At 71.0% G+C, this 23,220-nt stretch carries 20 protein-coding genes and 1 tRNA gene; 12 read left to right on the plus strand and 9 right to left on the minus strand.

The features are described from left to right. Positions 1 to 2: 2 nt before the first annotated feature. On the minus strand, positions 3 to 587 hold the full coding sequence (locus MTES_RS10275; RefSeq protein ID WP_013585188.1) for a hypothetical protein: 585 nt from the start codon (positions 585 to 587) through the stop codon (positions 3 to 5). Positions 588 to 742: 155 nt separating this feature from the next. Between MTES_RS10275 and MTES_RS10280 the strand changes: the two genes are divergently transcribed. After that, positions 743 to 1,789 carry an NAD(P)-dependent alcohol dehydrogenase gene (locus MTES_RS10280; protein ID WP_013585189.1) on the plus strand — a complete coding sequence of 349 codons (1,047 nt, stop codon included), beginning with the start codon at positions 743 to 745 and terminating at the stop codon, positions 1,787 to 1,789. 594 nt (positions 1,790 to 2,383) lie between these two features. Here MTES_RS10280 and pgm read toward each other — a convergent pair. Further along, positions 2,384 to 4,030: a phosphoglucomutase (alpha-D-glucose-1,6-bisphosphate-dependent) gene (gene pgm, locus MTES_RS10285; protein WP_013585190.1), complete on the minus strand. Its 1,647-nt coding sequence runs from the start codon at positions 4,028 to 4,030 to the stop codon at positions 2,384 to 2,386. Positions 4,031 to 4,168: 138 nt separating this feature from the next. Here pgm and MTES_RS10290 point away from each other — a divergent pair, with 138 nt between their 5' ends. Next, a complete protein-coding gene (locus MTES_RS10290; protein ID WP_013585191.1) occupies positions 4,169 to 4,822 on the plus strand; it encodes a response regulator transcription factor in 654 nt (217 codons plus the stop codon). After that, positions 4,815 to 6,959 carry a sensor histidine kinase gene (locus tag MTES_RS18495; protein ID WP_013585192.1) on the plus strand — a complete coding sequence of 715 codons (2,145 nt, stop codon included), beginning with the start codon at positions 4,815 to 4,817 and terminating at the stop codon, positions 6,957 to 6,959. The genes MTES_RS10290 and MTES_RS18495 overlap by 8 nt, the downstream gene beginning before the upstream one ends. Here MTES_RS18495 and MTES_RS10305 read toward each other — a convergent pair. Both MTES_RS10305 and MTES_RS10310 read right to left on the minus strand, forming a co-directional pair. After that, positions 6,926 to 8,470 carry a chitinase gene (locus MTES_RS10305; protein WP_013585193.1) on the minus strand — a complete coding sequence of 515 codons (1,545 nt, stop codon included), beginning with the start codon at positions 8,468 to 8,470 and terminating at the stop codon, positions 6,926 to 6,928. The genes MTES_RS18495 and MTES_RS10305 overlap by 34 nt on opposite strands. Beyond that, the gene (locus MTES_RS10310; RefSeq protein WP_013585194.1) at positions 8,467 to 10,695 is read right to left on the minus strand and encodes a glycosyltransferase family 2 protein; all 2,229 of its coding nucleotides are present in this window, start codon (positions 10,693 to 10,695) and stop codon (positions 8,467 to 8,469) included. Before MTES_RS10310 ends, MTES_RS10305 begins: the two co-directional genes overlap by 4 nt. Before the next feature lie 248 nt (positions 10,696 to 10,943). On the opposite strand from MTES_RS10310, the gene pheA reads away from it, so the two are divergent. After that, positions 10,944 to 11,906: a prephenate dehydratase gene (gene pheA, locus MTES_RS10315; protein ID WP_013585195.1), complete on the plus strand. Its 963-nt coding sequence runs from the start codon at positions 10,944 to 10,946 to the stop codon at positions 11,904 to 11,906. A gap of 113 nt (positions 11,907 to 12,019) precedes the next feature. Here the strand turns inward: pheA and MTES_RS10320 are convergent, their stop codons facing one another. Beyond that, positions 12,020 to 13,066 (minus strand): LLM class flavin-dependent oxidoreductase, encoded by a 1,047-nt coding sequence (locus tag MTES_RS10320; protein ID WP_013585196.1) that lies wholly within the window; start codon positions 13,064 to 13,066, stop codon positions 12,020 to 12,022. A 98-nt stretch (positions 13,067 to 13,164) separates the two neighbouring features. On the opposite strand from MTES_RS10320, the gene MTES_RS10325 reads away from it, so the two are divergent. Further along, entirely contained in the window at positions 13,165 to 13,470 is a 306-nt protein-coding gene (locus MTES_RS10325) for a hypothetical protein (RefSeq protein ID WP_013585197.1), read from the plus strand. A gap of 121 nt (positions 13,471 to 13,591) precedes the next feature. Beyond that, positions 13,592 to 14,017 carry an Asp23/Gls24 family envelope stress response protein gene (locus MTES_RS10330; protein WP_013585198.1) on the plus strand — a complete coding sequence of 142 codons (426 nt, stop codon included), beginning with the start codon at positions 13,592 to 13,594 and terminating at the stop codon, positions 14,015 to 14,017. Between the two features lie 82 nt (positions 14,018 to 14,099). Here MTES_RS10330 and MTES_RS10335 read toward each other — a convergent pair whose 3' ends face one another. Both MTES_RS10335 and MTES_RS10340 read right to left on the minus strand, forming a co-directional pair. Then, entirely contained in the window at positions 14,100 to 15,470 is a 1,371-nt protein-coding gene (locus MTES_RS10335; protein ID WP_013585199.1) for a cryptochrome/photolyase family protein, read from the minus strand. A 266-nt stretch (positions 15,471 to 15,736) separates the two neighbouring features. Further along, complete coding sequence (locus MTES_RS10340; RefSeq protein WP_013585200.1) at positions 15,737 to 17,026, minus strand: diacylglycerol kinase family protein; 1,290 nt, start codon at positions 17,024 to 17,026, stop codon at positions 15,737 to 15,739. A 165-nt stretch (positions 17,027 to 17,191) separates the two neighbouring features. Between MTES_RS10340 and serS the strand changes: the two genes are divergently transcribed. Further along, entirely contained in the window at positions 17,192 to 18,457 is a 1,266-nt protein-coding gene (gene serS, locus MTES_RS10345; protein ID WP_013585201.1) for a serine--tRNA ligase, read from the plus strand. Continuing rightward, positions 18,454 to 19,350 (plus strand): HAD family hydrolase, encoded by an 897-nt coding sequence (locus MTES_RS10350; protein WP_013585202.1) that lies wholly within the window; start codon positions 18,454 to 18,456, stop codon positions 19,348 to 19,350. Before serS ends, MTES_RS10350 begins: the two co-directional genes overlap by 4 nt. 2 nt (positions 19,351 to 19,352) lie before the next feature. Here the strand turns inward: MTES_RS10350 and MTES_RS10355 are convergent, their stop codons facing one another. Next, a complete protein-coding gene (locus MTES_RS10355) occupies positions 19,353 to 19,547 on the minus strand; it encodes a PLDc N-terminal domain-containing protein (protein WP_013585203.1) in 195 nt (64 codons plus the stop codon). 138 nt (positions 19,548 to 19,685) lie between these two features. Continuing rightward, positions 19,686 to 20,951 (minus strand): DUF2254 domain-containing protein, encoded by a 1,266-nt coding sequence (locus tag MTES_RS10360; RefSeq protein ID WP_080575402.1) that lies wholly within the window; start codon positions 20,949 to 20,951, stop codon positions 19,686 to 19,688. Between the two features lie 84 nt (positions 20,952 to 21,035). Between MTES_RS10360 and MTES_RS10365 the strand changes: the two genes are divergently transcribed. The 4 genes from MTES_RS10365 to MTES_RS10380 all read left to right on the plus strand — a co-directional run bounded on the left by MTES_RS10365 (position 21,036) and on the right by MTES_RS10380 (position 23,172). Beyond that, positions 21,036 to 21,120 (plus strand) — tRNA-Ser (locus MTES_RS10365). Positions 21,121 to 21,210: 90 nt separating this feature from the next. Beyond that, entirely contained in the window at positions 21,211 to 21,495 is a 285-nt protein-coding gene (locus MTES_RS10370; protein ID WP_080575403.1) for a type II toxin-antitoxin system Phd/YefM family antitoxin, read from the plus strand. After that, the gene (locus MTES_RS10375; protein ID WP_013585206.1) at positions 21,492 to 21,764 is read left to right on the plus strand and encodes a type II toxin-antitoxin system RelE family toxin; all 273 of its coding nucleotides are present in this window, start codon (positions 21,492 to 21,494) and stop codon (positions 21,762 to 21,764) included. The genes MTES_RS10370 and MTES_RS10375 overlap by 4 nt, the downstream gene beginning before the upstream one ends. 139 nt (positions 21,765 to 21,903) lie before the next feature. Then, the gene (locus MTES_RS10380) at positions 21,904 to 23,172 is read left to right on the plus strand and encodes an LCP family protein (protein ID WP_013585207.1); all 1,269 of its coding nucleotides are present in this window, start codon (positions 21,904 to 21,906) and stop codon (positions 23,170 to 23,172) included. Positions 23,173 to 23,220: the final 48 nt, after the last annotated feature.

The raw sequence follows: 23,220 nt of genomic DNA on the forward strand, positions 1-23,220 counted from the left end.
CCTCAGGCGAGCGGCGGACCGATCACGAAGTCGGTGGCGGCTTTGTCCGGCGCGAGGATGACCGCGTCGCCGGTGAAGAGGAAGGTCTGGCTGTAGCGGCCGTCGATCTTGTACGTGAGGTAGGTGCCGCGCGGGCCGTCCTCGGTGAACCAGGCGCTGTCGTCGGCGGTGAGCTCGCTGACGAGAGCGTCCCAGTCCGTCCGCGATGCCGGTGACCACGTGTAGTAGTCGCCGTCGGGTGAGCCACTGGTGGTGCATCTCGGACCCTGCGCGAGCGCGGGGGAGGTCGGAAGGGTGACGGCCCCCTCGACGGGAACGATCTCGCGGACCGTCTTCCCGGATGCCGGGTCCATGATGTTGTCGCACGTCGAGGCCACGCGCGCCGAGGCGGGGGCGGTCAGGCGCGGATCGGCGGTCGGGCTCGTGCGCGGGCTCACCATCGAACTCGACGGGGTCGGGGGCGTACCCGGGCTCGTGTCACGGGCAGGTCCGACCCCGGGGACGCACGCCGAGAGGCCGAGCGCGGCCGTCGCGACGAGCGCGATCACGGCGAGGCTCCGGGCGGGGCGGAGGGACGTCGTGAGCACGAGTTCACCCTAGCCGCGCGTGCTCCGGCGGCTCGCGCATCCGTGACGTACCGGCGGTGCCGTGACATCTCGCGCACATCCGTGCAAGCCCGCGCCGCAGGGGGATCCGCGGGGGGAGGATGGATGCATCCGCATCGACCCTCCTGAGGAGACCCATGCACGTCAACGCCTACGCGGCGTCGTCCGCGACCTCGCCCCTCGAGCCCACGACCATCGAGCGTCGTGACGTCGGCCCGAAGGACGTCCTCATCGACATCGCCTACGCCGGCATCTGCCACTCCGACATCCACACCATCCGCGGCGAGTGGGGCGACGTCCCCTACCCCCTGACCGTCGGCCACGAGATCGTCGGCACGGTCGCGGAGGTCGGGTCCGAGGTCACCTCGCACAAGGTCGGCGATCGCGTCGGCGTCGGCTGCATGGTCAACTCGTGCCGCGAGTGCGACAACTGCCTCGCGGGCGAGGAGCAGTACTGCGAGAAGGGCAACATCGGCACGTACGCCGGCAAGGACGTCGATGGTTCCATCACGCAGGGCGGCTACTCCGAGAAGATCGTCGTCGATGAGCACTTCGTGCTGCGCGTCCCCGAGTCGATCCCCTACGAGAAGGCCGCGCCGCTGCTGTGCGCCGGCATCACGACCTACTCGCCGCTGAACCACTGGAACGCCGGTCCCGGCAAGAAGGTCGCCGTCGTCGGTCTCGGCGGTCTCGGGCACATGGCCGTCAAGATCGCCCACGCGATGGGCGCCGAGGTCACCGTGCTCTCGCAGACGCTCAGCAAGAAGGACGACGGCCTGAAGATGGGCGCCGACCACTACTACGCGACGAAGGACGACGAGACGTTCGAGAAGCTCAAGAAGAGCTTCGACCTCATCATCAACACGGTCAGCGCCCCGCTCGAGCTGCGGAAGTACCTCGGGCTGCTCACCCTCAACGGCACGATGGTCAACGTCGGCGCCCCGCCGGAGCCCCTGCCCATCCAGGTCTTCACGCTGTTCACCAACCGCCGTTCGTTCGCCGGTTCGTCGATCGGCGGCATCCGCGAGACCCAGGAGATGCTCGACTTCTGCGCCGAGCACGGCATCGCCCCCGAGACCGAGCTCATCTCGGCCGACCAGATCAACGAGGCCTACGAGCGCGTGCTGAACAGCGACGTGCGCTACCGCTTCGTGATCGACGCGAAGACCTTCGCCCCCGCCTGATCCCGGCTCCGGATGCCTCGGCCCCGACGTTCTGTGGAGCGCCGGGGCCGCGGCGTCTCTCCGCCCCGTCGTTCTCTGGGGCGCCGGGGCCGCGGCATCCCCCGCCTCGTCGCCGATAAACGCTGTTCGTGGTCAGAAACGCGGCCTCGCCGTGTTTTTCGCACGGATCGGCGTTTCTCGGCGTGGTGGGCGAGAGGGCGGCTGGGCGGATGCCGCCGTGGCGTCCCCGCCGCCGTGCCCCGGCCGCCGCCGTTGCCCGGGGCGTCGGGGCCGCGGCATCCCTCCGCCCCGTCGCCGATAAACGCTGTTCGTGGTCAGAAACGCGGCCTCGCCGTGTTTTTCGCACGGATCGGCGTTTATCGGTACCGACCGGCCGCTCGCCCGCCCGCCCGCCCGCCCGCTCGCCTGCTCGGCGCCCGCCCGCTCGCAAGCCCGCCGCGCGCGAAAGCCCGGCCCGCGCGAAAAGCCCGGCGCGCGCGCAAGCCCCGGCGCGCGCGCAAGCCCCGGCGCGCGCGCAAGCCCCGGCGCGCGCGAAACCCCGGCGCGCACGAAAACGGCGCCGCCCCGCAGGACGGCGCCGCTTCGACGGAGGCGTTACGCCTGGCCGAGCGCTGCCGACACGACCGCGCGCGCCTCTTCCTGCACCTCGCGCAGGTGCTCCTCGCCGCGGAGCGACTCGGCGTACAGCTTGTAGACGTCTTCGGTGCCCGAGGGGCGCGCGGCGAACCAGGCCGACTCGGTCTGCACCTTCAGGCCGCCGATCGCGGCGCCGTTCCCCGGCGCGTGCGAGAGCTTGGCGGTGATGGGCTCACCGGCGAGCTCGGTGGCCGACACGGCATCCGGAGACAGCTTCGACAGCGCCGACTTCTGCGCGGGCGTCGCGGGAGCGTCGACGCGCTGGTAGGCCGAGGCGCCGAACTCGGCCTCGAGCTCGGCGTACCGCTGCGAGGGCGTCTTGCCGGTGACGGCGAGGATCTCGGCGGCGAGCAGGCAGAGCAGGATGCCGTCCTTGTCGGTCGTCCACACGGTGCCGTCCTTACGCAGGAACGATGCTCCGGCCGACTCCTCGCCGCCGAAGGCAACGGAGCCGTCGAGCAGGCCCGGGACGAACCACTTGAAGCCCACGGGAACCTCGAGCAGCGTCTTGCCGAGCGAGGCGGCGACGCGGTCGATGATCATCGACGACACGAGGGTCTTGCCGACCGCGGCATCCGTCGGCCAGCCCTCGCGGTGCGAGAACAGGTAGTCGATCGCCACCGCGAGGTAGTGGTTGGGGTTCATCAGACCCGCGTCGGGGGTGACGATGCCGTGGCGGTCGGCGTCGGCGTCGTTGCCCGTGAGGATGTCGTACTCGGCGCGTGCGGCGACGAGCGAGGCCATCGCCGAGGGCGAGGAGGGATCCATGCGGATCTTCTCGTCCCAGTCGAGCGTCATGAACTTCCACGTCGGGTCGACCTCGGGGTTCACCACGGTCAGGTCGAGGCCGTAGACCTCGGCGATGAGCGCCCAGTACTCGACCGACGCGCCACCCAGCGGGTCGGCGCCGATGCGCACGCCCGCGCTCTTGATCGCGTCGATGTCGATGATGGATGCCAGATCCCGCACGTACGCGTCGCGGAAGTCGTACTGGCCGAGGTTGTCGAGATCGATGTCGGCGTGCGGGGTGCGCTGGACGCCCTCGAGGCCGGCGGTGATGAGCGCGTTCGCCCGGTCGGCGATCCAGCCCGTGGCGTCGGTGTCGGCGGGGCCGCCGTGCGGCGGGTTGTACTTGAAGCCGCCGTCGCGCGGAGGGTTGTGCGACGGGGTCACGACGATGCCGTCGGCGCGGCCCGGGTCGTCGAGCGCACGCCCGCGGTTGTACGTGAGGATCGCGTGACTCAGAGCGGGCGTCGGCACCCACGCGTCGCGGGAGTCGACGCGCACGTCGACGCCGTTCGCGACCAGCACCTCGATGGCGCTGCGCTCGGCGGGAAGCGAGAGCCCGTGGGTGTCGCGGCCGAGGAAGAGGGGGCCGGTGATGCCCTGCGCCGCGCGGTAGTCGACGATCGCCTGGGTGGTGGCGAGGATGTGGTCCTCGTTGAAGCTCGTGCTCAACGACGATCCGCGGTGGCCGCTCGTGCCGAAGGCGACGCGCTGCTCCGGCACCGCGGCATCCGGTTTGCGGTCGTAATACGCCGCGATCAGTTCGTCGATGTCGATGAGATCGGATGCCTCTGCGGGCTGCCCTGCGCGACTGCTCATGCGCCCAGTCTGCCCGCTGCATCGGACATGCGCACACGCGGTGACGGATTCCGAGGGAATCCGTTGCTCTGCGGCGCATGAGAGGGCCGCGAACGGACTTTTTCACCCCATGCATGCGAGTACGTCATACTCATCGCCATGGGTGCCGGGGTTGATGCGCGGGTGGCGATCGTCGACGACCACGAACTGGTGGCTCTCGCGGTCCAGAACCTGCTCGCGGATGCCGAGGGCCTGACGTTCGCCCGTCACGCGGGCACGGTGACCGCCTTGACGTCGCGCGCTCTCGACGCCGACCTGGTGCTCCTCGATCTGAGCCTGCGCGACGGCTCCACCCCGGGCGAGAACGTCGCCTCCTTGCGCAGGTGGGGCGCGCACGTGCTCGTGCTCACCTCGGGCGAGGATCCGTTCCTCGTGCGGGCCGCGTCGAGGGCCGATGTGGCCGGGATCGTCCGCAAATCCGCCCCGCCCGCGGCTCTCCTCGAGGCGATCATGACGGCGGCCTCCGGCGAGCACGTCGCCACGACCGAGTGGGCATCGGCCGTCGACGCCGATCCGCTGCTGCAGGGCGCACCCCTCACCGACCGCGAGCGGGAGGTGCTCGGTCTCTACGCGTCCGGCCTCGGTGCCCGCGAGGTGGCCCGTCAGCTCTTCATCTCCGAGAACACCGTGAACGACCACCTCCGGCGCATCCGCGCGGTCTACCAGCTGATCGGCCGCCCGGCGACGTCGAAGGTCGAGCTGTATCAGCGGGGGATCGAAGACGGGTTCGTCCCCGGTCCCCGCCGTGTCTGACGACAAGCCCGGCCTCCGCGCCGCTCGCCTCGTCATCATCCGGGCGTCGGCGTTCCTGATCCTCGTGGTCGCGGTGGTCAACGCGGGCTTCCTCAGCCAGGGACAGCAGCAGGGGTTCCCCCTCTGGTACACGTCCCTCGGCTCGGCCTCGGGCGCGTTCACCATCGCCGTCGGCCTGCTCGCCCCGCTACTCCGCCCCCGCGCCCTGCGTCTCGGAGCAGCCGGTGCCCTGGGAATGTACGTCGTCTTCGTCGCCCTGTTCCCGCTCGCGGCGCACGTCGGTCACGTGGAACGGATGCCGTGGCTGTTGACCGCGTCGAGCGCCGCGGTCGCGGCCGCCCTCGTCGCCGGCGGGGTGAGGTGGGGGTGGGCCACCGTCCTCTTCGGCGCGACCGCGGGGGTGTTCTTCCGGCTGGGGTTCGGGGGCTTCGACGTCGACGGGGTCATCAACGACGTCCACGCGGCGCTCACGGCATCCGTCATCTGCGTCCTGGGGGGATACGTCCTCTCGGTCGGGGCGGGCCTCGACGAGGCTGCGGCCGTGCGCCGCGCGGCCGGCTCCCGCGAGTACGCGGAGCGGGGACGGCTGGCCGCACGCACCCGCGCGGCGGCTCTCGTGCACGACGAGGCCCTCGCCACGCTCGCGCTCGCCGCGTCGCCGCTCCCCGTGCCGAGGGACCGGCTGGCTGCTCAGGCGCGACACGCCGCGGACATGCTCACCCGCCTCGTCGACGACGAAGCCGGCGACACCGCGTCCTTCGAGGCGGCGCTCCGCACGGAAGCCCACGCCCACGACGCGCAGTGCGTATCGGCCGGGGCGAGCGTGCCGCCGCTCCCCGGCGCCGTCCACGAGGCGTTCGTCGGGGCGGTGCGCCAAGCCCTCGACAACTCCCGGCGGCACGCGGGCGGGGCGCAGCGAGTGGTGAGCGTGCGGGCGAGCGACGGGACGGTCGAGGTGGTGGTCGCCGACAACGGTGCCGGCTTCGATCCGTCGCGCATCGGAGACGACCGGCTCGGCGTGCGGCAGAGCATCGTGGGTCGCATGGACCGCATCCCCGGCGGACAGGGACGCGTGGAGTCCGCACCGGGGGAGGGCACACGCGTCGTGCTGTCCTACACGCCCGAGCCCGGGGTGGAGGTGGCCGCGCTCGGCGACCGTCGGTCGCTCCGCCGCGGAGCGGCCCTCGTCGGCGTGGGGTTCGTCGTGCTCCAGATCGTCTGCGCGATCGCCATGACGGTCGCGACGCCGTCGTCGTGGCCGCGTCAGGTCGCGATCCTCGTGGTCGTGGTCGTCGCGGCCGAAGCTCTGCGACGCTCGCCCGGTCTCGTGCCCTCCCGAGGGCGGACCGTCGTCGTCGTCGCGGCCGCGGTGCTGGGGGCGCTCCTCACGGTCGTCGCGGCCCCGACGACCTACGGCGACCTGTGGCCGGTCGTCGCGCTCGCGTTCCTCCTCGTGGGACTCGCCCTCCGGGGCCGGTTCGGCATCGCGCTCGCCGCGGCGGCGGTCGTGGCCGCGGTGGTCATCGGCGGCGGCGTCGCCGACGGCACCCCGGTCGGCCAGATCATCGCCTTGACGGCCCGCCCCGCGCTCATCGTCGTCATCGCGACCGTGATGCTCCTGACCGTCCGCCGGATGCAACGGCGTATCGCCGCGCTTCACCAGCAGGCCGTGGCGGCGGAGGAACAGGAGAGCTGGTCGCGCGGCGCGCGAGCGGAGCTGCGGGAGCGGACCGACGAGCTCGCTCGAACCGTGGTGCCGCTGCTGTCCCGGATCGGCGAGGGGCAGCCCGCGTCCGCCGACGACCGGCACGAGTACGCCGCACTCGAGGGGGCGCTGCGCGACGGATTACGCGCGGGATCCCTCTCCCGCGAACCCCTGCGCGGCGCGGTCGCCGCGGCGCGCGGTCGCGGGGTCGACGTCCTTCTGCTCGACGACAGCGATCAGAGCCTGCCCGAGGCCGAGATCCGCGCCGTCGTGGCCTGGATGGTCGACGCGATCGCCCAGGCGCAGCGGAGCGTGGTCGGTCGACTCCTCCCACCGGGTCGGCAGGCGGTGGCCAGCGTCACCGTCGACGGTCACGCGCTTGTCTTCGACAGCACGGATCAGGGCTCCGTCACGAGCTTCCACGGCGAGTAGTCCCGGTCCGTGACCGAGCGGTCCGGGCGCTGACCCCTCGACCACCACTTCGCCTCGTACCCGCTCCCGTTGTACATGACCCGGTCGCCCTGGTTGTAGAGATCCCCGGCGACCCACTCGGGGTAGGTCCCCGCGGGGAGCTGGGGCAGCGCGTACGGCTGGTCTCCGGGCAGCACGGGACCGACGTAGGTCCACGCCGAGGCCGCGGCATCCAGGGTCGGATCATCCGGGACGGCGCCGTCCTCGTTCCACCACTTCGACACGTAGACCGATCCGTGCCACACGACGAAGACCCCCGCCGAATAGAACGACTGCGACGACCAGACCGGGAACGGGCTCTTCTCCGGGTCGTCCGCGATGACGGGGGAGTCGTCGTCGGGGGCGACCCGCCCCGAGGGTGTGCCGTCGCGCCCGGCGCCGAGCACGTCGGAGAACGTCTCCCCGGCCTGTTCGACACCGCTGCACGACACCGAGACCGTGTGCGGGTGCGGGTAGTTGGTGCCGCAGGTGCGGTCGCGGTTCACCGACCACAGCGACACGCGTTCCAGACCGACCTGGTCGGCGAAGGCGGCGAGGGCGTGCGCGTCGTCGAGGCTGAACACCTCGTGCTCCACGTCGTTCTGCCCGATCATTGGCGTCGCGCCGAGCAGCGACCATGCTCCTCCGGCAGGCAGCGCCAGATCCCGGTCGTTCCACGCGGTCTCGAGCTGCGCGGCGGTCGCCCGCAGCGCGCCGATCGACAGGTCGGCCAGTGACACCGACCGGTCGTCGGCGTTGAAGTTCATCGTCATCGCGTTCACTCCCGCGAGCGACACCCCGGCATCCAGCAGGGAGGCGACCTGCCCGAGCCCGTCGTCGGTCAGCCCGTTCGGGGCGACGGGCAGCGTGAGCCAGACGTCCAGCGGCTGCCCGGCCTCCGCGCGTTCCCGCTGCAGCTGCGCGACCGCGGCCGCGCGCCGGGCGGTCGCCGCGGTGTCGCGGAGCGCGTCGCCCTCGATGTCGAGGTCGATGACGTCGATTCCGTAGCGGTCGAGCACGAGACGGTAGGCCTGGACGAGAGAGTCGACCGTGGAGCAGGCCGCCGCGAGCTCCGTGTTGATCGCCCCGCCGAACGACACCGCGAGAGGCCGCCCCTCGCGTCGCAGACGCTCCACGCGACGGTCGAGCTGGAAGCGGGATGCCGCGTCGTCGAGCGAGTACGCCTTGCCCCAGGTCGGTGTGCAGTCAGCGTCTCCGGCCGCGACGACGAAGGCGAGGACGACACCGCCCGGTCCCTCCGCCACCGTGCTCCGCGCGAGCTGCTCCCCGCTGTCGAGGGTGACGTCGTAGTAGCCGGCGAACCACCGATCCGAGCCCGGGGCGACGGTCGGCGTCGTCAGGACGGGCACGACGGCCGCTGCAGCCCCGGCGGCGGCGACGGCGAGGGCGGCGACGAAGGTCAGTGCGATCCGCGCGAACGACAGGCGACGACCCGCGAACCGCGAGCGCGCGGGCGCCGTCACGGGGCTCACGCGGCGACCCCCGCCGACTCCAGTGGACCGTCGTCGAGCACGGCCGCCCAGCGCGCGCGGGCGAGGTCGGGCGTCGGCGCGGGCGCGGGCGGGGCGACCCAGATCCAATCGAGCCACGCGAACCACAGGTCCGACACCGTGTACCGGATGCCGATCAGCCGCGCGATCGCCCACGCGATCGCGAGCGCGGTGAAGGCGGCGAACACCGTCGTCCCCCAGGCCTGGGCGAACACCGAGCGCACGGCCACCGCGGCGGCGATCCCCGCGATCACGAGCGGAGCGATCAGATACAGGGCGGGCACGCGGGTCCTCGTCGACACCTTCGGCGTGCGGGCGAAGCGGGCTCGTCGACCGCTCAGCACCTGGACGAGCGACGCGGCGCTCCCCGCGAGGTTCACCGGCAGCAGGAGCAGGTTCAGCCCGTAGATCGCGGCGACATCGCTCCGGTGGTATCCCAGCGCGTGCAGGTCCGAGGCCATCTCGGTGAAGTAGGGCACCGCGATGAGCAGGAGCAGCACCGTGACGAGCTGTCCGTCCATGGGGTACAGCGTGAGCACCGCGAGCAGGCCGAGGGTCACCCACGACACCGAACCGAGGTAGTTCATCCGCAGCAGCCGTTCCGCGAGACGAAGCGGTCGCCCCTCGCGCCGACGGCGGACGGCCAGCTCGTGCAGCTTCGGCAGCACCAGCAGACCGCCGTCCGCCCAGCGCCGCCGCTGGATCACCAGCGTGCCGAAATCGGGCGGGGTCGCGCTGTAGCTCAGCCGTTCGGGGTAGTTCAGCAGGGACCACCCCCGCGCGGCGATGTCGATCGACGACTCGGTGTCCTCGATCGCGGTGCGATCCGAGATGAATCGGACGATCGGGATGCCGTCTTCCCGGCTCTCCCGTCGGAGCTGGCGGATGGCGTCCCACCGCAGGATCGCGTTCGCCCCCACCCAGAAGGTGGCGTCGAAGGCCGTGAGGCCCTGGTGCACGATGTGCTGCAGGTCGGTGGTCGCGCCCGCCAGGCGTTCCAGGCGCGTCGGTGCTCCGCGATACGCCGAGTAGGGCGTCTGGATCACGGCGACGCCGGCGTTCTCGGGCTGTTCGAGGGCGTGGACCAGACGCAGGCAATACCCGGGCAGCAGCATCGAGTCGGCATCCAGGGTGAGGACGTAGTCGCTCTCCGGAACCTCGAGATCGGTGTGTCCCTCGTCGACCCGCTCGAGCGCCACACCGCCGACCGCGACCCGTTCGCGGTACCGACCCCCCATCAGCCCGAGGTACGCGTTGAGGTTCATGGCCTTGTTCGCCGTGTGCGAGAGGTTCGTGTAGCGGCGCCGCTCGAAGGTCCGGGTCCGGACGCCGAAGATGCGCACCAGTCGTTCGACGAGGTGACGCGCACGCTCGACGGGAAGCGGCGGCTCCCCGGCTTCGGCGGCCTCCAGGAGCGCGGTGGCCGTGGCATCCAGTTCGTCCGCCAGACGGCGCAGGATCTGCTCGACGAAGAAGACCTCGACGTGCGTGTTCGCGGGTTCCTCCGCCGCCCGCGCCCGCAGCCACTGGGCGCACGCGGCGTGCTCGCGCATCGCCACCTCGGTCGCTTCGACGGGGCTGATCGCCTCGTCGCGTACCCGTGCGGCAGCGGCTTCGACACGAGCGAAGACGGGCCGGAGCGTCTCCGCGAGGTCGTCGGTGAGTCGGCGGCATCCCTCCAGCCCCGCCCGTGCGTCGTCGTCCGCGGGGGAGGGATCGTCGTCGAGCAGAAGCACGACGTCGATGCGCGGGAACTCCTGCAGGGCCACCGACCATAGTCCCATCCGTACGAGCGCTGGGTCCTCGGCGCGCGAGGGCAGCAGCGCCGTGAGTCTCGGCTCGCGCTCCGCGAAGTGCTCGTCGAGCACGATACGGCGCGTCCGCCGGTGGGCGGCGAAGCGCGGCAGGGCGCCGGAGCGGGCGAGCAGGTGCATGCACGCCGAGAGCGTGAGGAAGGTGACCGAGATCAGGAAGACGACCGTCGTCACGAGCTGGGCGGCGTCGACCAGTGCGCCGCCGCGCGAGAGCGCCACGACGACGGTCGCGCAGTAGAGCACCCACATCGACGCGCACAGCACCACGGCGAGGCGGGCCCGCGCGATGCGTCGCGCCGAGGGGCGTGCATGTGTCATCGGCTGCGGGGTCGCGTCGCGATCCGTTCCGCGTTGGCGACGAGGGACGGGGACGGCTGCGGTCTTCTCTGACATGGTCGACGGCTTTCGAACGAGTGCCCGGCGGGTCGGGTCCCGCCGGGCAGGCGTCGGGGGCTGAAGCCGGCACCTTCGTCGCATCCTTCCGAAGAGCGCCCGTCCGAAAGGCCCGTCCGCCCACCGACATCGGTGGTTTCCCGACCGGATGCCACGCCCCGCCGTCGCGCGGGCGCCCGGCTCGAGCGGGCCCACCGATCACCGCGGCGGCGGTCGGCATCCTGATCCCGGCGCACTAGGCTGAGCCGGTGCTGCCCGACACAGATCACACCCCCGCCCGCCGTACCTACAGCTACCTCGGCCCGGCCGGAACCTTCACCGAGGCCGCACTCGCCCAGGTCCCGGAGGCGCGCGATCAGATCTGGCGACCCGTCCGCAACGTCGGGGAAGCGCTGGCCGATGTCGTCGAAGGACGATCGGATGCCGCGATGATCGCGATCGAGAACTCGGTCGACGGGGGCGTCTCCACCGCGCAGGACGCGCTGGCCACGGTGCCGGGCCTGCGGATCGTCGGTGAGTACCTCGTGCCGGTGAACTTCGTGCTCGTGGCGCGTCCCGGCGCGACGCTGTCCGACGTCTCGCTCGTCGCCGCGCACCCCGTGGCGTACGGCCAGTGCCTGAAGTGGCTGAGCGAGCATGTTCCCGCCCACGCGCACCTGCCCGCGGAGAGCAACGTCGCGAGCGCGCTCGGCGTGCTCGACGGCACGAGCGCCGCCGATGCCGCGATCGCGGCGCCCGGCATCGTCGCCCACCACGATGTCGCGGTGCTCGCCGAGAACATCGGCGACAACCCCAACGCGGTGACCCGCTTCGTCCTGGTGAGCCGCACGGTGGCCCCGGCGCCGCCGACGGGGGCCGACAAGACGTCGCTCATCGTCGAGCTCCCCGAGGACCACCCGGGTGCCCTTCTCGAACTGCTCGAGCAGTTCGCCACCCGGGGCATCAACCTGAGCCTGCTGGCATCCCGTCCCATCGGCGACGCCCTCGGGCGCTACCGCTTCGTCATCGACGCCGACGGACACGTGCTCGACGAGCGCATGGCCGACGCGCTGCTGGGGCTGCGCCGCTTCAGCCCGAAGGTGATCTTCCTCGGCTCCTACGCCCGCGCCGACCGCGCGATCGTGCGCTACCCGCAGCGGTACAGCGACGACGTCTTCGTCGAGGCGCGCGACTGGCTGCGCGGCCTGCTGAGCGGCGAGCCCGAGGCCTGACCTCTGCGCCGCGCCCGGTGGCTTCGACGGGCTCAGCCACCTCGTGTGCGACGCACGCGTGGTCGCGCGGCGGAGGTCCCTGAGCCTGTCGAAGGGACCAGGACCACAGACGGTCAGGCCGCGACAGCCGCCGGCGACGCGATCAGCTCGAGCGTCTGCGCGCGCCCCACGGACGCGTCGAGCGACTCGCCGTCGTACGCGCCCGCGACGGGCGACACCATGATCTCGTCGACGCCGTACTGCGCGGCAAAGGCGGCGAGCTGACCCTGCACGTCGTCTCCCGTGCCGACGAACCACTTCTGGCGGCTCGAGGCGATCATCGACTCGGCCATGGCGTCGAACGGGTCGGCCTTCGCCTGTTCCACGGTCTCGAGCGCGGTCAGCGGGCGACCGGTGCGGATCCGCGCCATCATCCGCAGCTGCGGCAGCGCGCGCTCCTCGGCCTCTTCGGCGGTGGGCGCGGCGACGACGTTGGCCGTGACGAAGGTCCGAGGACCCTCGCCCGACTCGTTCGGGACGAACTGGTCCCGGTACAGCCGGAGCGCGTGCTCCAGCCCTTCGCCGGCGAAGTGATTGGCGAACACATATGGCAGACCGAACGAAGCCGCGAGCTGCGCGGAGTAGTCGCTCGAACCGAGCAGCCAGATCTGCGGCATCCCGGATGCCAAGGGCGTGGCCTTCACCTGATACTCGGTGCCCGAGGTGAAACGCACCGTCGCCCCCTCGGGGGAGGTGAGAGCCATGATGTCGGTCACATGGTCGGGGAAGCGTGAGACGTCGCTCGTCGTGCCCGAGCGGTTGAGCAACTGCGTGATGACCGGGTCGCTGCCGGGGGCGCGGCCGATGCCGAGGTCGATCCGGTCGGGGGCGATCGCCTCGAGTGCGGCGAACTGCTCGGCGACGATGAGCGGCGAGTGGTTCGGCAGCATGACGCCGCCCGACCCGACGCGGATGCGCGAGGTGCGGGCGGCGGCAGCGGCGATCAGCACGGGGGGAGTCGTCGACGCGACGGCGGGCATGTTGTGATGCTCGGCGAACCAGTACCGGCGGTAGCCGAGCCGGTCCGCGCGCTCCACCAGGTCGAGGGCCGAAGCCACGGCTTGAGCGCTGGTCTGTCCCGCACGAACCGGGACGAGGTCGAGAACAGAGAGGGAGGGCATCACCCCCGTGTCAACCGCGCCGCCGTGTCGTCTATTCCGTCGGAGCGGGCGCGGCAACCCCCCTCGCGGCTTCGCGTCGAGCCGCCTACCCTCCCGGCATGAGCGACGACCAGGCAGGCGACATGCAGGACGACGGACAGACGATGGTGCGCACGCAGATCGCGATCGACGAGGCGTCCTTCTTTCTCGCGCAGGGGCAGGATCTCCCCGAGTTGAGATCTCGGATCGAACAAGCCGTCCAGGCGGGCGGCCGCTTCGTCTCCTTCGTCGTGGTGGGCAACCGCGAGGTGAGCGCCCTCTTCACCGCGCATTCGCGCGTGGCACTCTCGGTCGAGACCGTCCAATACGACCCGCGTGACACGGGCGACTCGGACGATCCGTACGGCGGGTTCTTCGACGCCTGAGCCCGCGGCATCCGTCCTCAGCTTTCTCTCAGGAAATCGCCGTGACGAATCCGCTTCCCGCCGCGTCTTACTCATGACATCGCGGGACACACGGTCCCGGAGACGACGGAAGGAAAGTGCAATGGCTACCCCCACCACCCCCGCCACCCCCACCACCGCCACGAAGGACGGCGGCTCGACCGTCATCGTCGACGCCGTCGTCGCCAAGGTCGCCGGCATCGCCGCGGCCGAGGTCCCGGGCGTCCACGCTCTCGGCGGGGGCGCAGCCCGCGTGATCGGCAACATCCGCCAGGCTGTCGGCGCCAAGGACTACGCCCAGGGCGTGAGCGTCGAGGTGGGCGAGACCGAGGTCGCCGCCGACATCGCGATCCAGGTCGACTACCCGGAGCAGCTGCAGCGGGTGGCCTCGAACGTCCGCGCGGCGGTGCACCAGGCCATCACCGAGCTCGTCGGCATGAAGGTCGCCGAGATCAACGTGACCGTCGTCGACGTCTACATCCCGGGCGATGACGACGAGGACACCGCGGACGACACGCGCGTCAACTGACGACCGTCTGTCAGGGGCGTCACCGAGAGGTGGCGCCCCTTTCGCGTGTCCGGATGCCGCGACCGCGGGCGATCCGTCGGCGTCAGCCGCCGTGCCGGACCTCGGCGTAGGCGTCGAGAGCGCGCTTGCGCGTCTCGCCGAGGTCGACCATCGGCTCGGGAGGGTTCTCGCCGAGGTACTCCGGCGCCCACTCCCGCACGTACGCGTCGTGCGGGTCGAACTTCTTGCGCTGCGTGTCCGGGTTGAACACGCGGAAGTACGGGGCGGCATCCGCCCCGGATCCCGCGACCCACTGCCAGTTGAACGGGTTGCTCGCGGCATCCGCATCCACCAGGCAGTCCCAGAACCACTGCTCGCCGTGGCGCCAGTCGATGAGCAGGTTCTTGATGAGGAAGGATGCCGTGACCATGCGCACGCGGTTGTGCATGACCCCGGTGTGCCAGAGCTGACGCATCCCGGCATCCACGACGGCGACGCCCGTCTTGCCCTGCTGCCAGGTCTCGAGGTGCGCGCGGTTCAGCCTCGGCCACGGGAACGCGTCGAAGTTCCGCCGCCAGTTCACCGTGGCGATGTCGGGGGAGTGGTAGGTCACGTGCCAGGCGAACTCGCGCCAGACGAGTTCGGAGAGGAAACCGCTCGCGCTTTGCGCATGCTCGCCCGAACCGCGGTGCGCGATCGTCTCGTGCCACACCTCGTAGGGGCTCAGCTCTCCCCAGCGCAGGCGCGGAGAGAGGTTCGAGGTCGCCCCGCCGGCGAACTCGTCGCGGTATTTCGAGTAGTCGCCGAGGTCGTCGTCGAGGAACTCCTTCAGGCGCGCCTTCCCCGCGGGCTCGCCCGGCTCCCACGTCTCGCGGAGGCCGCCGGCCCAGTCGGGTTTCGTGGGCAGCAGGTCCCATGCGGCGAGGTCGTCGCCGTCGACGTGTCCGTCGAAGCCCGGAACCTTGCGCGCCTCCGGCATCGGCGGACGCGGCGCAGGAAGCTTCTGCACCGCCCGGGCGAACGGGCTGTAGACCCCATAGGGCTTGTCGGCCTGGGTGCGCACCGTCCACGGTTCGTACAGCAGGTTCGCCGCGAACGACGCGACGGTCACCCCGTCGCCCCGCAGCTTCTCCTTGATGCCCGCGTCGATCTCGCGTTCGACCCCGCCGTAGCGCCGGTTCCAGAACACCGCCCCCGCGCCCACCTCTTCGACCACCGCGGGAACGACCTCGGCCGCTCGGCCCCGCCGCAGCACGAGTCGGCCGCCCCGCTCCTCGAGGCGTTCGCCGAGGGATGCCAAAGACCCGTGCAACCACCAGCGCGCCGCCCCGCCGATCGAGCGGACGCCGTCCGACTCCTCGTCGAGGAGGTACAGCGCCACGATCGGCTCCTCGCGGTCGAGCGCGGCGCGCAGCGCCGGGTTGTCGGTGAGTCGAAGGTCGTCGCGGAACCACACGACGGAGGGCGATGGCATCCCTCGACGCTATCCACCGTGGCATCCCGCCCGCCGGGCTTGACACCCGGCGCGCGCCCGGCCCGTCCCCCGCCCGCGCGACGCGCGCCCGGCCCGGCCCGCGCGCCCGGCCCCGCCCGCCTGCCCGGCCCCGCCCGCGCGCCTGCCCCCGCCCGCCCTCGGCGAAACCGCACGTGTTTGCCGAGACCGCATCCGTTCGGCGTCGAACGCCTGCGTCCTCGGCCAAAGGATGCGTTCTCGATGGACGGCGGCCCGCGCCGCCGCCGTCAGAGCGTCGAGGTGTCGTGGCCCTTCGGCAGCGCGACCACGAGCCCACCGGCGATGATGCGGGTGTAGATGCGCGTCGCTTCGCCGAACTCGTCGCCGTCCAGCTCGATCGGCTGTGCGGGGGCCGTGGCCAGCTCGATGCCCGTGCCGCGCAGGTAGCGCACCGACGTGTCCTTGCGACGCTCGAGCACGCGCCTTCCGGCGCGGAACTTGCGCAGCACCGAGTTGTCCCACACGATGCTGCGCCACACGCCCAGCCAGCCCAGCACACCGCTCGGTTGCAGGACGGCCACGTCGAGGCGGCCGTCGGCGACGGAGGCATCGGGGATCAGCGCCACGCCGCCCTGCAGGGCGCCGCAGTTCGCGAAGAGTACGCTCTGCACCTTCGCGGAGTGCAGACGATGCCCGTCGAGCTGGTACATGACGCGGAACGGCTTGGCCGACACGAGTGAGCGCGCCGCACCGTCGACGTAGGCGACCCAGCCGACCTGCTTCTTCAGGTCGTCGCGCGTGTTCTGGATCATCGCGGCATCCAGTCCGATGCCCGCCATGACCGAGAACCCGTGCTCTTCGACCTCGCCGTCGGCGCGGCGGATGCGCGCCAGTCCGGTGTCGATGGACAGGATGTCGCCGTCGAAGGTCGCGCGGATCATCGCGTCGGTGTCCGTCAGCGGGAGGTTGAGGTTGCGGGCGAGCAGGTTCCCGGTGCCGCTCGGGATGATCGTCAGGGGGACGCCCGTCGAGGTCAGCGCCTCGGCCACCGCGCGCACCGTGCCGTCGCCACCGGCCACCAACACGGCATCCACCTTCTCGTCGAGAGCGGCGCGCGTCGCGTCATCGCCGAGGTCGTCGACCGTCGTCTCGTAGAACAGGGGCTCGGCCCAGTCGGCTTCTGCGGCGAGCCCGGCCACGCGGGTGCGCAGGGTCTCGGGGTCGACCTTCGTGGGGTTGTACACGAGGGCGGCACGCTTCTGCGTCGTCGGTTCGGCATCCATCGGGGCCTCCTCGCCCTCGACGTCGACGCGCTGCGTCTTGCCCGGCTCCTCCGCCGACGAGTCCGGCGCGACGTCCTCCGGCTGATGGATGGTGTCGTCGGGCTCGGCGGCGTCCTTGGGATCGGGGATGTCCTTGCGCGGACGGTCGCTCACGTCATCGCCGAGACGGGCGGCGTGGAAGTCCTCACCCGAGCCCTCGGCGGCGGCGGCATCCGCCTTCACCTCGTCGGGTGCGTCGGCGGGGACGTTCTCGGGGGACTCCGCGTCGTCACGCGGCGCGTCAGGGGCGGCCATTGCTCCACCATAGGACCGCGATCCCCTCCCGAACGGGGGAATCGGCCGGGGTTGACGACCGGATGCCGTTGCCCCATGGCCCGAACGGCGCGCCCGTGTTCCGTGGCCCGGTGCAGGCCGTCGGCGGCGCGGAACCGAGGTCGATGCCGACCGTAGGATGGACGCGTGATCGACCTGACTCTGCTGCGTGAAGATCCCGAGCTCGTGAAGCGCTCCCAGATCGCCCGCGGGGAGTCGCCGGACTCGGTGGACGAGGCCCTCGCCGCCGACCGCGACCGCCGCGCCGCCATCACCGCCTTCGAGGAGCTGCGCGCCGCGCAGAACGCGCACGGCAAGCGCGTCGCGCAGGCACCCAAAGAAGAGAAGGCCGCTCTCGTGGCCGAGGCCAAGCAGCTCAGCGAGCAGGTCAAGGCCGCGCAGCACGCGGTCGGCGAGGCCGAAGCCGCCGCCGACGCCGCGCTCGCGAAGATCGAGAACATCGTCCTCGACGGCGTCCCCGCCGGGGGCGAAGAGAACTTCGTCACCCTCCGCACGCATGGCGAGATCCCGACCTACGACTTCGAGCCGCGCGACCACCTCGAGCTCGGCGAGATGCTCGGTGCGATCGACATGGAGCGCGGCACGAAGGTCTCGGGCAGCCGCTTCTACTTCCTCACCGGCATCGGCGCGCGCCTCGAGCTCGCGCTGATGACGCTGGCCCTCGACCGCGCTCTGCAGGCCGGCTTCACCCCGATGATCCCGCCGACGCTCGTGCGCCCAGAGGTCATGCGCGGCACCGGCTTCCTCGGCCAGCACGCCGACGAGGTGTACCACCTGCCGAAGGAAGACCTGTACCTCGTGGGCACGAGCGAGGTCCCCCTCGCCGGGTACCACATGGACGAGATCCTCGACCTCGAGCGTGGCGCCAAGCGTTACGCCGGTTGGTCCACCTGCTACCGCAGCGAGGCCGGGTCCTATGGCAAGGACACCCGCGGCATCATCCGCGTGCACCAGTTCAACAAGCTCGAGATGTTCGTCTACACCGACCCGGCGGATGCCGAGGCCGAACACGACCGCCTCGTCGCGATGCAGGAAGCGATGCTGCAGGACCTGGGGCTCGCCTACCGCGTGATCGACGTGGCCGCGGGCGACCTGGGCTCCAGCGCCGCGCGCAAGTTCGACATCGAGGCCTGGGTCCCCACGCAGGACGCGTACCGCGAGCTCACGAGCACCTCGAACTGCACGACCTACCAGGCTCGTCGTCTCAACACGCGTTTCCGTCCCGAGGGAAGCAAGACCGCCCCGGTCGCGACCTTGAACGGCACGCTCGCGACCACCCGCTGGATCGTCGCCCTGCTCGAGACCCACCAGCGCGAGGACGGGTCGGTCACGGTCCCCGAGGTCCTGCGGCCGTACCTCGGCGGCCTCGAGGTCATGGAGCCGATCGCGTGACCGACGAGGCCGCTCTCCCCGACACCGGCGCCGTCGAGAGCGCGCCGAAGCAGGAGGCGGCCGACGCCGTCGCCGAGCTGGCCGACGCCCCCGTCGCGCGCATGCTCATCGCGCTCGACGTCGACGGCACCGTGCTCCTCGAAGACGACACCCTCAGCCCCGGCGTCGTCGAGGCGGTCGCCGGCGCCCAGGCGGCGGGCCACGAGGTCATGCTGGCCACCGGCCGCAGCTGGGGCAGCACGCACACGATCATGGACCGTCTCGGCATCCGTCCCGAATACGCCGTGTGCTCGAACGGCGCGATCGTCATGCGCCGCATCGGAGACGGGGATGCCGCGCCCTATGAGCGCGCGCACGTCGAGACGTTCGACCCGACCGAGGTCCTCACCCTCCTCGGCGAGCACCTGGCCGGAGCGCATTTCCTGGTCGAGCTGCCCGACGGCTCGCGTCTGTTCACCGACTACCTCGATGACTGGAACCTCGAGGGCGCGAACCGCGTGACCTTCGCCCAGTTGTCCGAGCAGCCGGTGTGCCGTGTCGTCGTGGTCGCCCCCGAGAAGACCGACAAGGACTTCCTGCAGCTGGTCGAGCGCATCGGTCTCAATCAGGTGTCGTACGCGATCGGCTGGACCGCCTGGCTCGACATCGCTCCGCAGGGCGTCGACAAGTCCACGGCGCTCGAGCTCGTGCGCGGGTGGCTCGGCATCCCCGCGGAGCGGGTGCTCGTCATGGGCGACGGTCGCAACGACATCGAGATGATGCAGTGGGCCGTGCGCAACGGCGGCCGCGCGATCGCGATGCACCAGGGTCCGCCCGAGGTGCACGCCGCGGCGGGAGAGGTCGGCCTCTCGGTGACCGAGGGCGGCGTCGCCGCGGTGCTGCGCGCGCTGTAGCCCTAGATGTGCGCGGCGTGCCCGGGGCGGTGGCTCGCGACGCTCGCGACGGTCCACGCCAGCAGCCCGAACGGCGGCAGGAGCAGAAGCGCCATCGTCCACGTGGCCTTCAGGCCGACGGAGACGTGAGCGTCGCGGACGGTGACGACGGTGGCCCAGATGGATGCCGCGTAGATGAGCGCGAAGGCGATGAGCATGGGGTTCCCCTCCTTGTCGAACAAGGCCCGCTGCGGAGGGCGGTGGGCTGTTTTTCCCCGGTTTACGCCGACGTCCGGGCGAACTCAAGCGCCGGCGGCGTGCGCTGGGTGAACCGATATCCGCGGCTTATCGTTCGTTCAGGAAGGGATGCCGTGCCCCGCCCACGCGGACCGCATCGCGGCGCGCAGCACACGCGTGTCAGCGCGGTCGAGGGCACGTCGACCGCGGTCGAATGCCGCGCGCGCGGCATCCTGGAAGAGATGCTCGTGCGCCGGCGAGGTGGCCGCCAGCGACGCGAGACACTTCTGCAGGCGAACCTGCACCTCGACGTCGGCCGCTCCGTCGCGTGCGAGCGGACGGAAGGCATCGGCGACGAGATCGCGCAGCGTCGGCGGGGTCACGAACACGCGCTCATAGGCGACGTCGTACGACGGCTCGGTGACGAGAGCCCGGGAGAGCACGCGCTGGAGGGCCGCGATTACCTCGATGGCCGTGCCCGGGTCGTTCGTCGCGGCCGAGAGCGCGCGACTGCCGATCTCGGTGAGGGCGATCACGCCGAACCGCGGGTCCTGCTCGAACGTGCGGTGGTGTTCGAGACGGAAACAGCGACGGATGCCGGCCCTCAGCGCGTCATCGATGTCGCCGCGCACGAATGTCAGCGGCACACGCGCGTCGGCGATGCGTCCCGGCGACGCATGGACGTGGATGTCGACCCCGTGGGAGTGCGCGAGTCGATCCAGGCCCGCGATGTCGACGTGCGTGACGTATCCCACCTCGTCGGCGCTGACCGCGGTGGCATCCGCCGGGGTGCGGGTGCTCCGCCGCGCGCCCAGCGTGGGCGAGGAGGCCCAGAGCTCGAGCGAGGTCGTCGCCGCTTTCTCGACACGGTCGATGACGTCGGCCATGCGTCCGAAGGTGGAGAGGTGCGAGATCCAGCGCAGCAGCGTGACGACGACGATCGCGATGATGACGAGGGTGCCGACGAAGAGGATCGTCCGACCCTGTTCGGTGTAGTAGTCCGTCGACAGGGCGACGATCCCGACGAGGGAGAAGGCGAACGCGCCGACGAAGGTCGACACGGCGTTCTGCGAGGTCGGGTCGGCGATGAGCAGAGAGGTCGAGCGGGGTGTCGCCGTGGTCGTCGCGGACGAGAACGCCGTCACCATCGCCGTCACCGAGAAGGTGCTCACGGTGAGCATGGCCGTCGCGATGATCTGCAGTAGCGACCCCACCGCGTTCTGGCCGAGGTCGATCGAGAACGAGAACGGCAGGAGCGGCCCGAGGAACCGCGCCGCCAGGGCTACGAGCACCGCGATCACCGTGAAGATCGCCGCCCGCACCCAGACCTGCCGTCCGAGACGAAGGAAAAAGGATGCCACCGACCCGCGCACTGCTTTCGCCATGCGCCCGACGCTAGTCAGGGCACCGCGCGGTCGGTGGGGGCTGGACGCGCGGCCCACCGCGCCCTCGGTAGACTCGGTCGACCGGGAGGGTTGTCCGAGCGGCCGATGGACCTGGTCTTGAAAACCAGTGGGCAGCAATGTCCCGTGGGTTCGAATCCCACACCCTCCGCAACGAGAGAACGCGGGCCCGCAGGGTTCCGCGTTCTCTCATTTTGACCGGTCAAGCGGGATGCGAACCCACGACGCTATAATTCTGTACATGACCACGCTCTCCCTCGCCGATGCGCGCGCGAACCTCTCGAAGCTCGTCGAGTCCGCCGTCACGACGCACGAGCGGTTCGATGTCACGCGCAACGGTGACCGCGTCGCCGTCCTTCTGAGCGCCGACGATTACGACTCCCTGCTCGAGACGGTCGACATCCTCAGCCGTCCCGACGAGATCGCGGCTGTGCGGGAGGGGCTTGCCGATCTCGCCGAGGGGCGGACCTCGTCCCTCGAGGATGTTCGTGCGGCGATGACCGTGCGTGGGCGCTTCTCGTCGTGACACCCGAGTACGAGGTCGTTTTCAGCCGGGCCGCTCGACGGGCGCTCGAGCAGGATCTCCCCGAGAAGGTCGCGGCCGCGGCCTTCGAGTTCATCGCGGGCGCCCTCCGCGCCAATCCCCGTCGTGTCGGTAAGCCGCTCCGCGAGCCGCTCGCGCCGCTCCACTCCGCACGTCGCGGCGACTACCGCGTTCTGTATCGCATCGTCGACCACCGGCTCGTGATCGAGATCGTTTCGATCGTTCACCGCCGCGACGCGTACCGAGCCTGAGGACCCGTTGTCAGGTGAGATTTCCCTGACCCTCACACGATTCTCAGCAGCGCATCCCTAAGATGGCTCCGACCTGTGGCCGCGGCCCAGGCGAGATGCGATGCCCGGCCGGATGGCATCCGTCCCCGAAAGGACCCGAGTGAGCAAGAGCACGACCCCGCGCGGGCAGAGAACCGTCGCGCGCCATGGACGTCTGCGGACGCTCAGCCCCGCCGGCCAGATCTTCCGCGCGGTCGCGGTGGGACTGGCCGTTCTGCTGGTCTCCGGTTTCGGAGTCGGCGCGTACGCGCTGTACGACCTGTCGTCGAGCTTCACGGCCGACGCGGTCGAGCTGAAGGGGCAGCCCGCGGTTCCGCCGGACCTCGGCGAGCTTAAGGGCGGCGTCAACCTGCTGCTCGTCGGAACCGACGAGTGCGAGCCCGATTTCGCGCCGCTCTTCGGCGACCGCTGTTCGGGGGCCGACTCCGGCGACAGCCTCAACGACGTCAACATGCTCGTGCACATCTCCGACGAGCCGCGCCGCGTGACGGTGATCTCGTTCCCCCGCGACCTCATGGTGCCGATCCCGTCGTGCACGGATGCCGACGGCAACGAGACCTCGGCGATGAGCAAGCAGCAGATCAACTCCGCGTTCTCGTACGGCGGGCTCTCGTGCGTCGTGCAGACCATCTCGAAGCTCAGCGGGCTCGAGATCCCCTTCGCCGCGAAGGTCAGCTTCGGCGGTGTCATCAACATCACCGACGCGATCGGCGGCGTCGACGTCTGTATCGCCAACGGCATCAAAGATCCGTACACCGGCATCGACTGGCCCGCCGGCACGCGCACCGTGGTCGGTCTCGACGCCCTCCAGTTCCTCCGCACCCGCCACGGCGTGGGCGACGGCGGTGACCTCGGCCGCATCTCGAACCAGCAGCAGTACATGTCGCGCCTGGCCAACAAGATGAAGAGCCAGGAGGTGCTGTCGAACCCGGCGACCCTCTACAAGCTCGCCTCGACCGCCCTGCGCAACGTCGACCCCTCGACGTCGCTCACGAACCCGCTGACGCTCGTGCAGATCGCTTCCGCGGTCAAGGACGTTCCCTTCGACCAGATCGTGTTCATCCAGTACCCGACGTTCACCGACTCGGCTGACCCGAACCGCGTCGTCCCCGACTACGACGCGGCCGACACGCTCTGGGCCGCGCTCGCCGCGAACCAGCCCCTCCAGCTCTCGGGCAACCTGAGCGACGGAGACGGCGTCGTCGTCGACGAGAACGCCCAGCCGACCCCGACCGACACGGCCTCCCCGGCGCCGACCGATAGCGCGGCACCCACGCCCGAGCCCTCGTCGTCGGCGATCACGCTGCCGTCGGAGATCGCGGGCCAGACGGCCGCGCAGGCGACCTGCTCGAACGGCAACGTCCGCTGACGCTTCCGCCCTGGCATCCGGTCGGTTCGGATTCGGATGCCAGGGCAC

The sequence above is a fragment of the Microbacterium testaceum StLB037 genome (assembly GCF_000202635.1).
Classification (GTDB): Bacteria; Actinomycetota; Actinomycetes; order Actinomycetales; family Microbacteriaceae; genus Microbacterium; species Microbacterium testaceum_F.

Excerpts from the sequence above, each read along its gene's own strand:
- MTES_RS10280 (WP_013585189.1), top strand. The coding sequence starts at position 743 with ATGCACGTCAACGCCTACGCGGCGTCGTCCGCGACCTCGCCCCTCGAG.
- pgm (WP_013585190.1), bottom strand. The coding sequence starts at position 4,030 with ATGAGCAGTCGCGCAGGGCAGCCCGCAGAGGCATCCGATCTCATCGAC.
- MTES_RS10290 (WP_013585191.1), top strand. The coding sequence starts at position 4,169 with ATGGGTGCCGGGGTTGATGCGCGGGTGGCGATCGTCGACGACCACGAA.
- MTES_RS10310 (WP_013585194.1), bottom strand. The coding sequence starts at position 10,695 with ATGTCAGAGAAGACCGCAGCCGTCCCCGTCCCTCGTCGCCAACGCGGA.
- MTES_RS10320 (WP_013585196.1), bottom strand. The coding sequence starts at position 13,066 with ATGCCCTCCCTCTCTGTTCTCGACCTCGTCCCGGTTCGTGCGGGACAG.
- MTES_RS10325 (WP_013585197.1), top strand. The coding sequence starts at position 13,165 with ATGAGCGACGACCAGGCAGGCGACATGCAGGACGACGGACAGACGATG.
- MTES_RS10330 (WP_013585198.1), top strand. The coding sequence starts at position 13,592 with ATGGCTACCCCCACCACCCCCGCCACCCCCACCACCGCCACGAAGGAC.
- MTES_RS10335 (WP_013585199.1), bottom strand. The coding sequence starts at position 15,470 with ATGCCATCGCCCTCCGTCGTGTGGTTCCGCGACGACCTTCGACTCACC.
- MTES_RS10340 (WP_013585200.1), bottom strand. The coding sequence starts at position 17,026 with ATGGCCGCCCCTGACGCGCCGCGTGACGACGCGGAGTCCCCCGAGAAC.
- MTES_RS10355 (WP_013585203.1), bottom strand. The coding sequence starts at position 19,547 with ATGCTCATCGCCTTCGCGCTCATCTACGCGGCATCCATCTGGGCCACC.
- MTES_RS10360 (WP_080575402.1), bottom strand. The coding sequence starts at position 20,951 with ATGGCGAAAGCAGTGCGCGGGTCGGTGGCATCCTTTTTCCTTCGTCTC.
- MTES_RS10370 (WP_080575403.1), top strand. The coding sequence starts at position 21,211 with ATGACCACGCTCTCCCTCGCCGATGCGCGCGCGAACCTCTCGAAGCTC.